This window comes from Neobacillus bataviensis, assembly GCF_019969725.1.
On sequence record NZ_JAHXYW010000003.1, the window covers coordinates 306,591 to 322,277 of the forward strand.

14 protein-coding genes, 1 tRNA gene and 1 pseudogene are annotated in these 15,687 nt (G+C 35.8%); 5 read left to right on the forward strand and 11 right to left on the reverse strand.

What is annotated here, in order from left to right; genetic code table 11:
* The first annotated feature begins 70 nt into the window (after positions 1 to 70).
* Positions 71 to 454 carry a hypothetical protein gene (locus tag LC455_RS09915; RefSeq protein WP_223590342.1) on the forward strand — a complete coding sequence of 128 codons (384 nt, stop codon included), beginning with the start codon at positions 71 to 73 and terminating at the stop codon, positions 452 to 454.
* A gap of 51 nt (positions 455 to 505) precedes the next feature.
* On the opposite strand, the gene LC455_RS09920 is transcribed toward LC455_RS09915, so the two are convergent.
* From LC455_RS09920 to LC455_RS09940, 5 genes are all read right to left on the reverse strand, one after another.
* Complete coding sequence (locus LC455_RS09920) at positions 506 to 1,444, reverse strand: MBL fold metallo-hydrolase (protein ID WP_223590345.1); 939 nt, start codon at positions 1,442 to 1,444, stop codon at positions 506 to 508.
* The gene (locus LC455_RS09925; RefSeq protein ID WP_223590347.1) at positions 1,434 to 2,483 is read right to left on the reverse strand and encodes an NADP-dependent oxidoreductase; all 1,050 of its coding nucleotides are present in this window, start codon (positions 2,481 to 2,483) and stop codon (positions 1,434 to 1,436) included. Before LC455_RS09925 ends, LC455_RS09920 begins: the two co-directional genes overlap by 11 nt.
* A gap of 25 nt (positions 2,484 to 2,508) precedes the next feature.
* Positions 2,509 to 3,489 carry an NADPH:quinone oxidoreductase family protein gene (locus LC455_RS09930; RefSeq protein ID WP_223590349.1) on the reverse strand — a complete coding sequence of 327 codons (981 nt, stop codon included), beginning with the start codon at positions 3,487 to 3,489 and terminating at the stop codon, positions 2,509 to 2,511.
* A gap of 164 nt (positions 3,490 to 3,653) precedes the next feature.
* Positions 3,654 to 4,433, reverse strand: a complete 780-nt coding sequence (locus LC455_RS09935) for a DODA-type extradiol aromatic ring-opening family dioxygenase (protein WP_223590351.1) — start codon at positions 4,431 to 4,433, stop codon at positions 3,654 to 3,656.
* A gap of 22 nt (positions 4,434 to 4,455) precedes the next feature.
* Positions 4,456 to 5,100, reverse strand: a complete 645-nt coding sequence (locus tag LC455_RS09940) for an alpha/beta hydrolase (protein WP_223590353.1) — start codon at positions 5,098 to 5,100, stop codon at positions 4,456 to 4,458.
* 150 nt (positions 5,101 to 5,250) lie between these two features.
* On the opposite strand from LC455_RS09940, the gene LC455_RS09945 reads away from it, so the two are divergent.
* Complete coding sequence (locus LC455_RS09945; protein WP_223590355.1) at positions 5,251 to 5,790, forward strand: helix-turn-helix domain-containing protein; 540 nt, start codon at positions 5,251 to 5,253, stop codon at positions 5,788 to 5,790.
* 26 nt (positions 5,791 to 5,816) lie between these two features.
* On the opposite strand, the gene LC455_RS09950 is transcribed toward LC455_RS09945, so the two are convergent.
* From LC455_RS09950 to LC455_RS09960, 3 genes are all read right to left on the reverse strand, one after another.
* Complete coding sequence (locus tag LC455_RS09950; protein WP_223590358.1) at positions 5,817 to 6,608, reverse strand: alpha/beta fold hydrolase; 792 nt, start codon at positions 6,606 to 6,608, stop codon at positions 5,817 to 5,819.
* An 83-nt stretch (positions 6,609 to 6,691) separates the two neighbouring features.
* A complete protein-coding gene (locus LC455_RS09955; RefSeq protein WP_223590361.1) occupies positions 6,692 to 6,940 on the reverse strand; it encodes a hypothetical protein in 249 nt (82 codons plus the stop codon).
* Positions 6,941 to 7,068: 128 nt separating this feature from the next.
* Positions 7,069 to 7,344, reverse strand: a complete 276-nt coding sequence (locus LC455_RS09960; RefSeq protein WP_223590364.1) for a DUF1292 domain-containing protein — start codon at positions 7,342 to 7,344, stop codon at positions 7,069 to 7,071.
* Positions 7,345 to 7,487: 143 nt separating this feature from the next.
* Between LC455_RS09960 and LC455_RS09965 the strand changes: the two genes are divergently transcribed.
* Together LC455_RS09965 and LC455_RS09970 are read left to right on the forward strand one after the other, a co-directional pair.
* Positions 7,488 to 7,784 (forward strand): hypothetical protein, encoded by a 297-nt coding sequence (locus LC455_RS09965; RefSeq protein ID WP_223590365.1) that lies wholly within the window; start codon positions 7,488 to 7,490, stop codon positions 7,782 to 7,784.
* Between the two features lie 33 nt (positions 7,785 to 7,817).
* Positions 7,818 to 7,901: transfer RNA gene (locus tag LC455_RS09970), tRNA-Ile, on the forward strand.
* A gap of 100 nt (positions 7,902 to 8,001) precedes the next feature.
* On the opposite strand, the gene LC455_RS09975 is transcribed toward LC455_RS09970, so the two are convergent.
* Positions 8,002 to 12,144 carry a S8 family serine peptidase gene (locus LC455_RS09975; RefSeq protein ID WP_223590368.1) on the reverse strand — a complete coding sequence of 1,381 codons (4,143 nt, stop codon included), beginning with the start codon at positions 12,142 to 12,144 and terminating at the stop codon, positions 8,002 to 8,004.
* A gap of 456 nt (positions 12,145 to 12,600) precedes the next feature.
* Between LC455_RS09975 and LC455_RS09980 the strand changes: the two genes are divergently transcribed.
* Positions 12,601 to 13,821: a helix-turn-helix domain-containing protein gene (locus LC455_RS09980; protein WP_223590370.1), complete on the forward strand. Its 1,221-nt coding sequence runs from the start codon at positions 12,601 to 12,603 to the stop codon at positions 13,819 to 13,821.
* A gap of 119 nt (positions 13,822 to 13,940) precedes the next feature.
* On the opposite strand, the pseudogene LC455_RS09985 reads toward LC455_RS09980, so the two are convergent.
* Positions 13,941 to 14,443: pseudogene (locus tag LC455_RS09985) on the reverse strand (5' nucleotidase, NT5C type).
* A gap of 157 nt (positions 14,444 to 14,600) precedes the next feature.
* Positions 14,601 to 15,674 (reverse strand): alpha/beta fold hydrolase, encoded by a 1,074-nt coding sequence (locus tag LC455_RS09990; protein ID WP_223590372.1) that lies wholly within the window; start codon positions 15,672 to 15,674, stop codon positions 14,601 to 14,603.
* Positions 15,675 to 15,687 lie beyond the last annotated feature (13 nt).

Genomic DNA, 15,687 nt, shown 5'->3' on the forward strand with positions numbered 1-15,687 from the left:
GAAGGTTTTGAAGGAATTTGTCGTATTATAAAGAAAAGAGTACTAGAGTGACAAAAAAGGAGGAAAAGAGATGAAGAAAGTTCTAACATTACTATTCGGAGGCTTAATCGCGTTAACGTTGTTTGTTTCTACTGGAAATACGGCTAAAGCAGAAGAACCTGAAGACTGCAGTTGCCATGAATTAAAACCTTTGACAGGCTCCGAAAGAAATAAAATTGTTGCTGATTTAATTAGTAGTAAGGCATTTAAGGAAAAGAAAAAGGAACTAAAAGCAATAGGATACCAGTGGAATGGAGCTCATGGTATTGAGGTTATTCAACCTTACGAAGGATTCACATTGGTTGGTGTGCCATTCACTACTTTTGAAGGAAATGTGGAAATGGTTGTTTTTATTAATGGAGAATACGCTGATCCATCTTTAATAACTAATAAATATGGAAATACTCACTATTGAGAAATAAAAATCCTTCCAAGTATTATATTCATGGAAGGATTTTTTTAATTTTTAAACAGCTTCAAAATACCAAACACCATTATCTAAGTACTTTTTACATTGACCACTTTGATGAAGATACTCTAAATGAGCCAATGTCTCTCCAATAGCAAATCGGGTTTCATGAGTGGTTAAATTTTTAAAGAGCTTTTGGCAAACTTCATAGATGGTCGATGATCTTTGGATAAATTCATATGTTACATCGATCCGCTCATGGTGATGGGCAATTAATTCCTCAATCCTGCTATTGGCATTCCGGAAAGGTTTACCATGTGAAGGGATGACATAATCGACGTCAAGTAATTTAATTTTATTCAATGATTGAAAGAAAGCCTCTAACGGGTTCTCTATCCCTCGGAACCAATAAGAAATATTGGGTGAAATTTTCGGTAAAATGTGATCGGTTGAAAAAAGGATGCTGTTCTCCTTATTGTACAAGCTAATTAATCCATCAGAATGACCAGGCGTGAAAATTACTTCATATTCATATTTTCCAAAAGGGATTTTCATTCCTTCCTCCAAATAATGAGTTACCTTAGGATAAGGTTTGACCCTTGGAGAAAAGCTTCCTTCATCACTTGTTAATTCAAATGAAATATTATCTGGCAGACCGCACATGTCATAATTCTTTTTGACAAACTCAAGTGAGCCCGGTTCCCAATATGTGAGTCCAGCTTCTTCATCAACCTTCGTCATCCACACATCAGCGTCGGTTAACTGTTGTAATGTACCTGCATAGCCAAAGTGATCGGGATGATAGTGGGTAATAATTAGATCTTTAATATCATGCTTTTCAATTACTGGCTGCCATATATCCTTCGATACCGCATTATTTAATCCCGCATCCATAATCGTCCATCCGTTTGAACCTTGTCCTAAGAAACAATGAACATGATTTAAACGAAAAGGCAACGGGATTGTTACTTGTGTAACACCTATATCATTCAGCAAAAGTAGCCTCCTCCACTGGGGTAGGGAAAGCGGCTTCGGCGACCTTCACCAGCTGTTTGCCAATGTTTTCTCCTCGAAAAAGTCCCAGAAAAGCATCTACGATATTATCAAAACCTTCGATGACATTTTCACGGTATTTGATTTTTCCTTCATGTACCCACTGTGCTAACATTGTTAAACCTTCTTTATTATGTTCCGCAAAGTCAGAGACAATGAACCCTTTTACCATGGAACTGGTTTTAAGTAGTTGTCCAAGAATCCTTGGCCCCATTTCAGGTTTTTCCAAATTGTATTGAGAAATTTGACCACAAATGACAATACGTGACTGAAAATTGATTAGCTTCATCACTTCGTCCGTCACCGTTCCACCGACATTGTCAAAATAAACATCAATACCATTCGGGCATGCCTCTAATAGTTCCTTGTATAAGTCTGGGGATGTTTTATAGTTGATAGCTGCATCAAAGCCTAATTCTGCTGTTAGAAACTCACATTTCTCCTCAGCTCCTGCAATTCCAACTACACGGCAGCCTTTCAGTTTTGCGATTTGCCCCACGATTGTCCCTACCGCACCTGAAGCACCAGAAACAACGACGGTTTCTCCTTCCTTTGGCTGTCCGATGTGTAATAATCCGAAATAGGCGGTCAAACCAGGCATTCCGAGTACATGAAGGGCGGTAGAAATCGGTACGGCTTCTGATTTAATTCTTCGGATGTTACTACCATTGGAAACATTGTATTCGGCCCATTCCAGCCGTCCCTCAACAAAACTATTAACCTTAAATTTCGGATTCTTGGATTCGATTATTTGGCCCACAATTCCTCCAATGAAGGGTTCCCCTACCTCATATGGCTTAGCATAAGATTTTTCATCAGACATACGGCCGCGCATGTAGGGGTCAACAGAAATATATAGAGACTTAATTAATACTTCTCCATCCATGATTTCTGGTACCTTTGTTTCGATCGTTGTAAAATTACTTTCATCAGGCATTCCAACCGGTCGGTATGCTAACAGGATTTTTTTATTTTTGATCATCGTTTTCAGCCTCCGTATGATTAATTTATACTTTTACTACAACTTTCCCCCACGTTTTCCTTGTTGCCAATAAATTTAAGGCATCCGGTACATCTTGAAAGTCAAACTCTTTATAAATGAGCGGTTTGATTTTTCCTTGTTCATATAAACTGATTAGTTCCTCATGTTCTTGATTCACTTTTTCAGGATATAGTCGATTAAAATAACCCCAGTGAACTCCAACAACAGAATAATTTTTAACTAAAACATGATTGGCTGGAATGCTTGGAATCTGTCCGCCCGCAAATCCAATTACCAATATTCTTCCATCGAAGGCAATACATTTTCGAGAACGGTCAAAAACCTCACCGCCAACCGGATCATAAATCACATCTGCGCCTTTCCCATCAGTTTCTCTTTTCACCACTTCGACAAAGTCCTCTGTTAAGTAATCAATGACCACGTCAGCTCCAAGCTGTCTGCAAATTTCTGTTTTTTCCGAACCTCCCGCAGTTGCGATTACAAATGCACCTGCTGCCTTACCTAATTGGATAGCCGCCGAACCAACTCCACCTGCTCCAGCATGTACAAGTAAGACCTCGCCTTTTTGGATATTAGCCCGATTAAATAATGCGTAATAGGTGGTATGATATGTAATAAACATTGAGGCAGCCTCATTCCAATTCATTGACTCAGGGATGGGATAAACAGACCCTTCCTCCACAGAAACGTATTCGGCTAAACCACCATGTGGCTTTTGTGGTAAGGCCAACACTCTTTGCCCCTCTTTAAACCTGCTGCCTTCTTTCGCTTGAACCACTATACCAGATACCTCTGATCCAATCGAAAATGGAAGCGGAGGTTTTTCTTGATATTTCCCCTGACATAAAAGGATATCAAAAAAATTAAGCGCAACCGACCTAACCTGGATTAATACTTCGTTTTCTCCTCGGTCCGGTTTTTCCACATTCTCCATTCTTAGAACATCGGAAGGCTCACCAAGTTCTTTTACTAGCCAGCTTTTCATGATTTTTCCCCCTTCGTTATAACATTATTGAAAAGAATTGTTTACATTTATAAGAATAATAACAATATTCATAATATTTTTCAATTTATTTAGTTCATCGAAAATTTAAAAATACAACAAAAAAAGGCCAGAAAACTGACCTTTTTACCTTGATATATTAGTCTTTACCCAAACTGCCAAACACTGTGTGCTAGATTTCCATAACGGAAGCTCCGATGTAACAAGCTTGCTTTTTTCACATCGTCAGCCGCTCCCATGGCATAAAACAAAGGAATAAAATGTTCATTTCCATATGGAGGCACACTATATTCTGCATATGGTGCCAAAGAATTATATTTGAATAAGGACTCTATATCCCACGTGTGCAGGTGATGGGCCAACCAATCTTCGAACTCAAGGGCCCATTGATCAACCTGGTCATTATCAGCCCACTTCAATGCTCTCAGATTATGAGATGTTCCTCCGCTAGCTATAATTAAGACGTCGTTAGCTCTTAAAGCAGATAAAGATTTCCCAATCTTATACTGATCCGCAGGAGGAAGTTTTGGGTTAACAGACATGGCGATAACAGGAATATCGGCATTTGGATAAAGTAAACGAAGAACGACCCATGCGCCGTGGTCCAATCCGCGTGAAGATTCTACTTCATACGGAACATCGTTTGCTTTGAACAAATTCTTTATATCCTCTGAAATTTGCTGATCCCCTTTTGCCGGATATTTAATTGTATATAGGGCAGGATCGAATCCCCCGAAATCATAGATAGTGCTATATTCTTTAACTTCACTTACTTTTTGATGGTTAGACTCCCAATGTGCTGAAAATAATACGATGGCCTTTGGACGCGGTAAGTCTTTACTCATCTGATTTAAGAAATCTGTATATTCATTCTTCTCCACTGCAAGCAGCGGTGCACCATGAGCGATAAAGAAAGATGGCAGCATTTATAATTCCTCCCTTTTAGATTTATTTTTCAAGAATTTTAAACAGCCATTTCATAAAATCCTGCTGATTTTGTAAAGAAACGGAGTGTCCTTCCTGATACGTTTTAAAGGTTACATTGGCGCCTAATTCTCGGAAATATTCATTATTGGCTACTCCCCATTCAAAAGGAAGAACTTGGTCCATTTCCCCGTGAGAAATAAAAAGGGAAAGGTTATTTACAGGTTTTATATCGTATTCTTCCTTAACAAAACCAGGAATATATCCACTAAGTGCAACGATGCCTTTGATACGATCACCTAAGGAAAGACCAAGTGTCATGGAAAGAATGGCACCTTGGCTAAAGCCTAGTAAAAACAAATTATTTAGGTCTAATGGATATTCTGCGCATGCATAATCAATAAAGCTCGTAAGCTTATTTATCCCTTCATCAAACACTTCACGGTGTGGTTTCCCATAACCCTGAATTGTAAAGAAGGCAAAACCAGGAGGCTGCGGCAGATGACCTCTTATACTGAAAATGTAAAATTGTCCTTCTAATTCCTTTACCAATGGCAGCATATTTTGTTCATTGCTCCCAATTCCATGCATAAGAAATATGGCTGGATACGTTTTATTCGGATCTATTTGATTTGGTCGACGAAGTTCATAAACCATTGATGAAATCATTATTGCAACATCCCTTCGTTAATTAGAAAAATGTTTTCAAATATGAACCTTTGTTGTTTATAACATAACAAGAAAGCCAGTGGATTGTCAATTATTTATTTGCTAATATATAAATAAGTTTTTTATTAAGAAACTTTTGAGGTGAATAAAATGGATATTGGTTCAAAAATTCGAGAAATCCGAAATCGAAAGAAAATTACAATTGCCCAAATGTGCGAAGGCACAGGTCTTTCCAAAGGGTTTATTAGCAATGTAGAAAACAATAATACCTCTCCGTCAATTAATACACTTCAGACTATAGCCACCTTTCTAGGGGTTCCATTACCTTATCTTTTGTTGGAGAAGAAGCAACATATGCGTGTTGTGAGAAAAGATGAACGAACCTACTCATCCTTTAATCAATTAAAGATTGAGCATATCACTTCAAAAGGCGGCTTACGGATGATGAGTGTGGAGTTTCCACCGGGGACTTCAATGGGGGAAGCCAATTCACACCAAGGGGAAGAATGTCATTTAGTGTTAGAAGGAAAAGTTTTAGCAGAACAAGGGGAGGATTCGATTATTTTAGAAGAAGGAGATTCCTTCAGTTGGAATGCAAGCGTCCCTCATTTTGTAAAAAATATTGGAGATCAAAAGGCAGTTGTCCTTATTTCCATTTATTCTGATACTGAACTGAATGACCTGTTTTAGAGGAACCATAGTGGTTCCTCTTTCCTTTAGCAGCAATCATGAATAGTAGATAAAAATAGCTTCATATCTGAAATAAGGTCTTCTGGCTTTTCATACATACTCATGTGGCCAACATCCTTAATTAATGATTGTCTAATATTAGACTTTCTTACTGAGAATGTTTTTTCAGCAGGAATAATTTGGTCCTTTTCCCCGGCGATTAATAAGACAGGTAACTGTGTTGCCTCTAAGACCCTATTGAGATCGACTCTGTCTTTCATTGCTAATAATGTACTTTTAGCCCCTTCTGGAGATGTTGCATACCCAATTTCCTTCGCCGTTTCAACAAATTTTTCGCTTACGTTTTCCGGAGAAAAAAGTTTTGGGACTAATCCGTCAATTAAGGGTTGTATTCCTTCCATGTTCACCTTTTCAATGTTCGCCATTCTTCCTTTTTTAGCTTCTTCAGAATCTGGAAAAGCGGTGGAATGAACCAAAGAGAATCCATTCAACCGGTCACTGTACTTTTCACCAAAAGCAAGTGTAATATAACCGCCTAATGAATGGCCAAACATGGAAACTTTTTGGACATTTAATTGGTCCATGAGCCCTTTAATCTTTTCTGCGAAATCTTCAATCGTGCATCCTTCATTAAATGGATCTGATTGTCCGTGGCCAGGCAGATCTGGAATAATTACTCGATAATTTTTTGAAAGTTCAGGTACTACATATTCCCAATAACGAGAGCTTCCGCAAAAGCCATGAAGAAGAATAATTGCTTCACCCTTCCCTTCATCTAAATAGGCTAATTTCGAATTTTCAATTTCAATTGTCTTCATCCATTTTTCACTCCAAATCTATTTATAAAGTAAAAAAGCATTACCTATGAAAAAGTAATGCTTAAAATTGGATTTTATTACCTTTATCCAATCTGTTCCTCATCATGCTCCGCACTTAGTAACGATCTTTTATTTGGAATTAGTGATAAATTTGACTTTTTTAATAAATAATCTAAATGTTCAACAGGCATTGAACCATAGCCTTTGCCATCGCCAAGAGTAAATTGAATCGTGATACCGTTATTTGAGAGGACAGTTAACGACTCAGCAGAATTAAAATAGCTCTGAATACCCTGAGAAATTTGAAATTTTGTTCCTTCTTTAATAGACATTACGTCTCTCCTTTGATGATTTTTCTCTGTTTAGTATTCCGTAAATTTTTTTATTCATACATAATTTTTCCAATAAAAATACCAATCAAAAAAAGAGAGGCAATTTCATTACCTCTCCATCGAATATCTTATTCTTCCTCTTCCTCATCCATCATTTCATCGAAAGCAGCTGACACCTTATCAAACTCCTCATCGCTTTCAATGGCTGAAAAATCTCCGTCTTCATCCACTTTTAAAAAGAAAATATCAATATCATCTTCTGTTTCTTGTTTAACATCTTCTGCAAAAGCAACTGCGACAAAATCGCTGCCTTCAATACTCATTACACCAAGTACTTCAACTTCCTGTTCATCGTCATTCTCGTCACTAATGGTAAATATTTCGCCTACTTCGATTTTACTCATCTCAAATCCGCCTCTCCTAATAGTGTAAATCATCCTTCAAACAGTATGTCTAAATTAGGAGAAAATCATTCTCCAGCACAAAATCAACATTTTTTTTTAAAACCTCTTATAATGAATATATAACAATAAAAGGAGAATTCTTTATGAATCGAAAAATGATTGAAGAAAAAATCATTGAGAACTTCAAGGGTGAGGAGAAAATGATGATTCTCGTTTTTGCCCAATGGTGTGTGAATCATGATCTGGATCCCGAAGAATTATATTTAAAGGCATATCCTAATCAGGCTTCAAATCCAGCTTTAAAAGAAGCAATCGAGTTAACAGTGCCAAAGGAAGAAGCTGGCGAAGTAGATGACCAAACCTTGCTTGGAGTATTATCGTTGTTTGGAAACGATGACTTGGCATTTGTGGTTACAGAAGAAATAAGAAAGATGAAATGAATAATTCCATCCATAAAGGTCATATTATAAACAGGACTTGTAGCTCAATGTAGAGCAACTGACAGTCATTAATGTTAACTGTTACGTATTTTGCGGGTTCGACTCCCGCCAAGTCCTTTGTTTTAAAGAAGCAGACATTCTCTTAAAAGGATGTCTGCTTTTCTATTTATAAAAACTGATAAAGGCTGCCTTTGATGATCAAAGGCAGCCTCTTTTTTTAATTGAAAATTTTTTTCAATTCTTCTAAGGTTAATTCCTTAGTTTTTTCAACTGGTTTATTGGACGTTGGGAAGTATGGATTGATGGACATGAAGTTCTTTTCTACAAAGTTAAAGTCAATAATATCAACCATTCCATCTTTGTTAAGATCTTCTTTTAATCTATCACCTTTGTTTCCTGCATTATTTGCTATTAGCTTTGCGTCATAAATATCGATTACTTGATCTCCGTTGACATCTCCAGCAGCTGCCGTATCCGTATAGACAGTATAGAAATTGCCTTGGGCTTTTCCATCAATTGTTCTGCTTAAAGTTAATTTTTTACTATATAGGAAATGCCCAGGAATATCTACGATTAACGTATATTCATCTTTCGTTGCAGGAATATCCGTATACGTCATATACCCATTTTCTGAAATATCCGCAGGGTACTTTTTACCGTTTTTATCAAGCAGATAAGCTTTTGTCCCAATCTTTGAATAATCTAAATCATAGTTGTCTAAATTAACTGCTTCACCATGATAGTAACCTTCTACCCATGAGTGCTGGGAAATGAATTTAAACTTTTCAGCAAATGTTGGTAAAGAAGACTTACTACCAGAGCTTGTTTGATATGAAGATTCTTGATAATAGAATGTACTTTCTACCATGTAATTATGGTCATCTACTACTTTTAATGTAATGTCCAATAAATCAATATCATCATTAATTGAAACAGGTAATTTTGTCTTTTTGTCTGAAATATCTACATCAAATGCTGAAATATTAGACCACGTGCTTTCTGTAATTTGTGGCTTTGAGACATTAATAGTCCAATTATTTTTCTTAGCAAGATCCTCTAACTGTTTTGATGGCTTAACGTCTACAACTTTATAATAAATAGGGACATCGATTGTTACAGAAGCACTTGTTAAATCTTTCGCGTTTTGAACCGTAAATGTATTTACAAACTCTGATCCAAGACTTACACTTTTTGTATTTGGTTTAATTGTAGAATATTGATCTCCTTTATCAATAAAGGTGAATTCTGGGAAAATCGGATTTCCTGCAGTAGCGTAATCATAAGTATAAATTCTTACATTTGTAGGGTAGTTTGCATATTCTTCTGGTAGGACACCAAATTTAAATTCACCAATTGCATTTGGGAAAAATTCAGCTGTTGGCCAAAAAGAATCTTGATAAGCATATGCCGTATTTGCCTCTTGAGTGATGTCATGTCCTCTACTTTTTAAGTAGTCAATGGTATCATCATACAATTTCCCATGCACCCAATATGCTGTATAATCTTGTCCGTCATAACTTTCAGTTGTTAAATCTGAACTTGAAAGTTCTTGGATTCCTGTTTTCTTATCAAATTCAAGTGTTGGAGCGGTATTATCAATCACCATGTCATTATCGATTTTATATGTTTTACCATCTACCCCTGTACCAATATAAGAAACAATGTATTTACCTTCTTTAAGTGGTTCATATTCCTGTGCTAAAGGTTTATTCGGATCACCTGTAAAATGTTTCACTTCACCTGAAAATCCGAAAAATATTAAGTACTCCGTATCAACTGACGCATTTTCTAAATTGAATGTGCCATAAAACCCAATTGGTTTTCCTTCTAGATCGCTAACCACTACATCAATCGTTTTCATATGACTATTTAACTTGAAACTGACTGGTGTAAACGGCTCGATGTATGGATGAAAGTTACTAAGGTCATTCGTTATTGCATGTTTAAAAAATTCTACTTTTTCGAATCCAGGTTTAGAATAACGAACATGGAAAGGAATTTGATATTCTGCCGTTTTCGACTCATTTTCGATATAAATATATCCCTCATATATACCAAATTCTGCATCGGCTGGAATTGATATTTCTGCATTAATATTTTTACTCTCATTTCCATTCACTTCAATCGTAGATGGTAATTGAAGCTTCACACCATTCTTTTCAGCTTCCTTCGAGACACCATCGATTGTTAAAAATTCTACTCTTGAATGATATGTTTCTAGTTCACTACTTAAATTCTTAATAGAAATCGATGTTGTTCTATTTTGAGTCTCATTTGATTGTGCAATACTACCAAAAGGTATAGATCCTGAAATGTCATCGATTTCTATTTTAAATCCATCTTTATCTAAGGAAGTCGTCTTATTTTGTACTTCAAATAACGTTGTATTGTGAACTGCCTCATAAGCATCTACGCGTCCTGCTCCAACTTCATTCACATTGTACATACGACCTTTTAAAGGATCAGCCGTATTCATAAGCGCAGCTTTTACATCTGCAACTGTATAATCTGGATGTGATTGTAATAATAGGGCTGCAACTCCAGTAACATGTGGTGTTGCCATGGATGTTCCACTTAAACTCGCATAACCACTAGAATAATCGACACCATCTTCTGGACTATTAATATATTCTGGTACAGTAGAAAATGTAGAAACCCCAGGTGCTACTACATCTGGCTTAATATCAAAGTTATTACTAACTGGACCACGTGAGCTAAAATCAGCTAACACATCACCTGTAGTCATATTTGACTGTAAGTCAGATAATTTAAGTTTAGCTGTAGGATCTGCTTTTAATTTTTCTGAAAGTTTTACTCCGTCGGCCTGTAACATTTTAAAGGTTGGGACATAGCCATAATTTTCACCCAAGAAATATGGAATTTCTCCATCCTCATTATTGTAAATCAATACAGCTACAGCACCTTTATCATGAGCTCGTCGAATTTTTTCATCAAATGATATCGTGCCACGAGAAATTAATGCCACTTTCCCACTAATGTCTTTGTCAATAAAATCCTCTTCGGTACCAATTCCTACTTCAACAACATCATACTCTTTATCTATTAACTGTAGATAATCTTTACCAAGGCCATGCCCCAATAATGTATTTTTAACTGTAATATCTGCTAAACTTGTTTTAACAGTTGGAATATCAGTCGGCACATCACTAGCCCCAACAGTGATTGCTAGCGGAGAAGCACCTGGTGAACCTAACGTACCAGGATTTGGCCCTGCATTTCCTCCGGCTATAACTGGTATGACCCCTTTTAATGCGGCATTGTTGATTGCTACAGATGTAGCGTCTAAAGAATGATTATTACCATTACCTAATGATAGATTAATTACGTTCATTCCATCTTCTACCGCTCTTTCAATTCCTGCGATAACCATTGAATCATACCCTGATCCATATTCTCCCAATACTCGATATGCATACAAGTCAACATTCGGAGAAACACCTGTCATGGCATACTCCACATCATTTTTTGGGTTAGATGCGATAGTTCCAGCAACATGAGTTCCGTGTTCAGTATAGTATGAACTACCATCTATCGTTTCAGGTTGACCAGATGCAAGCCATTTCGCTCTTGTTGTTTCCATTGGATCAGAATCATTATCGACAAAATCATATCCGCCTTTATAAACATCTTTTAAATCAGGGTGATTATAGTCAATCCCTGTATCTAGTACCCCAACTTTTATTCCTTGTCCTTTTAAGCCCTCATTATGTAAACGATCAACACCTATATGAGGAAGCGCTGGTGGAATTACTTTGCCAGTTGTTGATTCCTGAGTAGTTGTCGCTTCATTTATTGGTAAACTAACGACATTGTCTTTCCAAATCCTTTTAACCACGCCAGTCTCAAGCAAGGTATTAATTTCATTTGTAGGAATCGTCATAGCCATTCCATTAAATACATTCTGGTAAGTTTGTTTAATTTGATATTTAATGGGATTTTCTTTTTTATTTTGGTATAACTCCTCCTTCTTCTTAAAAATTTCAGTTAATCGTTGTTTAAAATGTTCTTGTTCCCCTTTTATCTTTTCTGCATTATTTTTAAATGTACCTTTTGATTTTGATTGCTGGGCATTTTCGACCGGAGCTGTTTTGAACTCAACAATGATATTTGCGGTTTTATCTTTAAGTGACAACAAACTTGGGTCAATTATGAATCCTTCTTGTGGGGTTAATCGTTTTATAGACTGTCGTTGTTCTTCAGTTAGTCCTTTTAAGATCGTTTCTGTAGAATTTGATATAGCATATGTTTTTTGCTGAGGAATTAAAAATGATGTAAGTAAGTTGGATGCTATTATACCTGTTACCATAACATTTAGAAATCGTTTCTTTCGAATTTTCATTAATCGACGCTCCTTCTACTAATTTATTTCAGCTGCAAATTATAAACCTATAATTTTCAAAAATAATAAATCTAGCAGGTTTCCCTTAATAAAAATGTTTACATATTCCTATGAGCATCGCTTTCCTCCCTAAAGAAAGATAGTGTAAAATAAGAGTAAGAATAATTAAACAACTCTATTAATTCATATTTTACTTGATTTTTGTTCTCGGCGAATTGGGGGAATTTTTCATCAAGTCGTTCTAACATCACTGCATAATTCGTCGTAATTCCTGTAAAGTATTGTCAAATTTTAAAGAATTGAACGTTTTTTTGTAAAATCTTAAACTGTTATATTACTTTTAAATGACATTTTTTGAACTATATTAAAAAAATCATCTTTGTACTTGGGGGAATCTTGTTTTTCCTAATTCTCGAACACATCAAGATAAAATTTTTCTAGAAGGAGAAATTCATTATGTATGAGGGGAAAATCATTAGGTTTTACCGCGAAAAATACCAAATTACTCAAGAGGAATTAGGATACGGGATTTGTTCTGGAACACATATTAGTAAAATTGAGCGGTTACATACTGAATATGCACCTGAAATTATCACTCTTTTATCCAAGCGTCTAGGAATAAATATCGAAAATGAAATAACAAAACTTAAAAATATAAAAAAGTCCTTACATAATTGGCATGATGTTATTATCATGCAATTATTTGAAGAAATGGATCTTATTAATCAAGAACTTGAGCAAGAAGAATTAATTCAAATCTCTGATTATATTAATTTTTATAAGTTACTTCGGGTCAGGTATTTACTAATGCATAATTTGACCGAGGAAGCATCAGACATCATCGCTGAAATCCAAAAGAAAGAAGATAAATTATCATCCTACGAAGCTAATCTGTTCAAACACGTTTTAGGAGTTTACTATTTAGCAAAACATGAAAATCTGAAAGCAATTCAAGCATTAAAATCAATAAATGACACAGAGTACAATAACAAGGAATATACCTATCATTTAGCAGTCGCGTATCACTCGATTGAATCACCAGTTATGGCTTATTTTTTCGCAGATAAGTCGCGTCAATATTTTAAAGAAATTAATAACTATCTTAGAGTGATTGACGCAGAAATGCTTATGGTGATTCAAGTAAAAGACGATGGAGATTTTAAGGAGATCATTCAGAGGTTTAAAAGCTTAATCAAAAGCTGTGACCTTTGTCATTCACCTGCTCGAAAAGCAAAGGTAATACACAACTTAGCTTTTGAATACTTTAGAAGAAAAAATTATGAACCAGCTAATAAATACTATAAAGAGTCAATGAGTCTTAAAGATAGTGTATCAACCCCATACTTACTTTCTCTAGAGGGGTATATAAACAGTGCCTATTATGGGGGGTTACTTCCAAAGGATGAATTATTACAACTGGCAAATGAAGGACTTGAAACAGCTCTAAATAAAAATGACCAATTATTTATAAACTTATTTACCTTACTTAGTTATTTAATTCAAGATAAAGAGCGGGAATACCATCAATATTTGTCCGAACATTCATTACCGTTGTTTGAAAAATTTGGGTTTGTCTATTTAATTAAACGTTCAAAAAAAGAATTGTTTAATTATTATTTTAAAAAGAAACAAAATGGTAAAGCCTTAAAAATGGCCCATGTTTTGATTAATCATTAAATAGAAGAGGCATGCCACATTTAGTGACATGCCTTTTTTAATAAAATAATTGTAACTAAGTCTCAAGCATATATTAAGTTAAACGGAAAAAGTAGCCCTTAGTTGAAGAGCGTAGAGATTTATTTTAAAAAGTAATCCTTTACCTCTTGCCAATTGTTTACTCTAACATAGCCTGATTCATTAATATTATGTGGTGCTGTAAATAAAATTCCTTGACCAGAAAATTGTTCCAGATTTCTTACAAGGTCATCAATAAGATAATCTGCATAAATAATACTTTTATCACCACAAAAGACAAAATTCATTTCCTTTAAAAAACTAAAATGTTCTTTTAACCACTCATACTTTGCTGTAAACGAGGCAGGAACCTCCATTGCAGCTGTAGCAATAAAGATTTCAAAGTGTTCACTTAATTCCTTTATTACTTCTTGACTATCTTCATTACTCCTAAATCCCGAAAGAACGAAGGTTCTTGTATATATACCATCATCTCCTTTCTTAAATCTGGCCGCAGTTCATTTAGTCTCTTTCCTTTTAAATCTTCAATTGAAATATTTTCATTGTAATGCCTATTAAAATGCTTTATGAATTTAGGAGTAAAATCAGCAATAACCTCGTCCATATCTATAGCAATCTTCTTCACTGAAACACCTCATGTAATACAAATTTCTTCCATCGTAAATTATACCTTGGGTATGAGTATCAGCAAATAAATGCTGCCTAAAAAAATATAAGCGGGAAGGATAAGAATCCTTCTCGCTATTTCTTGTAAATAAAAATTATACAAGTACTTCCCCAATTTCCTCTGATCGAGCCGAAAGCCACTTATCCCAAACTTCAGCGAATACCCCGGTCAATGCAAGCGAAACATGTCCACCTTCATAAACCTCATAAGATTTATCTTTACTTGAAACAAGGTCCATCAACGGTAGACTTTGCTTCTCTAATATAATTGTATCACGTGAGCAGGAGAATACAAAAAGTGGGCAGTTTATATTCTTTAAATCCACCTTCCTGCCGCCAATCACCAATTCTCCCTTTATGAGTTTGTTCTCTTGATAGAGATCGTTAAACATCTGTTTGAATGCAGCACCTGCAAACGAAGCAGAGTCCTTCGTCCACTTATCCATTCGGCGCCACTTTTCTACATATTTCTCATCATGTGCACGGGTGAACAGATTGATTTTAGAACTTGCAATACCCGGTGATACCATCCTAAATATCAAATACATAATTTCTGATGGAATTGTCCCATGTGCATCGGCAAAACGGTCAAGACTTAGCTGCCCTTTTTGTAGTGCTTCCAGTAATTTATCAGGAAAGATGCCGATACTAAAATCGATTGGAACGGCTGCGAGGGATAAATTCTTAATTGGCAGTTCTGTTATGGAAGTCAAGATGGCCGCAATGGTTCCACCCAGGCAATAACCGGCAAGGGATATTTCCTTTGCACCTGAATGTCTTAAAGCTCGTTTAAGGGCGTTCTCCAAATAATCAATGATATAATTTTCAAGGCTGATATCAGCATCTTCAAGCCCAGGGGATCCCCAATCCAATAGGTAGACATCATAGCCGCGCTCGGTAAGTCCGCCTACAACACTGCTTCCTTCACCGATATCAAGAATGTACGCCTTATTTAACAAAGAGTAGACTAGAAATACTGGGATTGCATGTCTTTTTTCCTTTGCAGGATGATACCATAAGGTTGCTTTATTTTTCTTCCAGACTGTTTGTCTTGGTGTAGGCACAATCTCTGGCTTTTGCTCGGTCATAATTTTATAAAGCTGGTTCCACCGTTTCGTTTCTTTTTCTAAGTTTAAATTTGGAAAAAGGTTTGTTCCAAATGCGTTCATTATATTCACAGCT

Excerpts from the sequence above, each read along its gene's own strand:
- LC455_RS09915 (WP_223590342.1), top strand. The coding sequence starts at position 71 with ATGAAGAAAGTTCTAACATTACTATTCGGAGGCTTAATCGCGTTAACG.
- LC455_RS09925 (WP_223590347.1), bottom strand. The coding sequence starts at position 2,483 with ATGATCAAAAATAAAAAAATCCTGTTAGCATACCGACCGGTTGGAATG.
- LC455_RS09930 (WP_223590349.1), bottom strand. The coding sequence starts at position 3,489 with ATGAAAAGCTGGCTAGTAAAAGAACTTGGTGAGCCTTCCGATGTTCTA.
- LC455_RS09935 (WP_223590351.1), bottom strand. The coding sequence starts at position 4,433 with ATGCTGCCATCTTTCTTTATCGCTCATGGTGCACCGCTGCTTGCAGTG.
- LC455_RS09940 (WP_223590353.1), bottom strand. The coding sequence starts at position 5,100 with ATGATTTCATCAATGGTTTATGAACTTCGTCGACCAAATCAAATAGAT.
- LC455_RS09945 (WP_223590355.1), top strand. The coding sequence starts at position 5,251 with ATGGATATTGGTTCAAAAATTCGAGAAATCCGAAATCGAAAGAAAATT.
- LC455_RS09950 (WP_223590358.1), bottom strand. The coding sequence starts at position 6,608 with ATGAAGACAATTGAAATTGAAAATTCGAAATTAGCCTATTTAGATGAA.
- LC455_RS09955 (WP_223590361.1), bottom strand. The coding sequence starts at position 6,940 with ATGTCTATTAAAGAAGGAACAAAATTTCAAATTTCTCAGGGTATTCAG.
- LC455_RS09960 (WP_223590364.1), bottom strand. The coding sequence starts at position 7,344 with ATGAGTAAAATCGAAGTAGGCGAAATATTTACCATTAGTGACGAGAAT.
- LC455_RS09965 (WP_223590365.1), top strand. The coding sequence starts at position 7,488 with ATGAATCGAAAAATGATTGAAGAAAAAATCATTGAGAACTTCAAGGGT.
- LC455_RS09975 (WP_223590368.1), bottom strand. The coding sequence starts at position 12,144 with ATGAAAATTCGAAAGAAACGATTTCTAAATGTTATGGTAACAGGTATA.
- LC455_RS09980 (WP_223590370.1), top strand. The coding sequence starts at position 12,601 with ATGTATGAGGGGAAAATCATTAGGTTTTACCGCGAAAAATACCAAATT.
- LC455_RS09990 (WP_223590372.1), bottom strand. The coding sequence starts at position 15,674 with ATGAACGCATTTGGAACAAACCTTTTTCCAAATTTAAACTTAGAAAAA.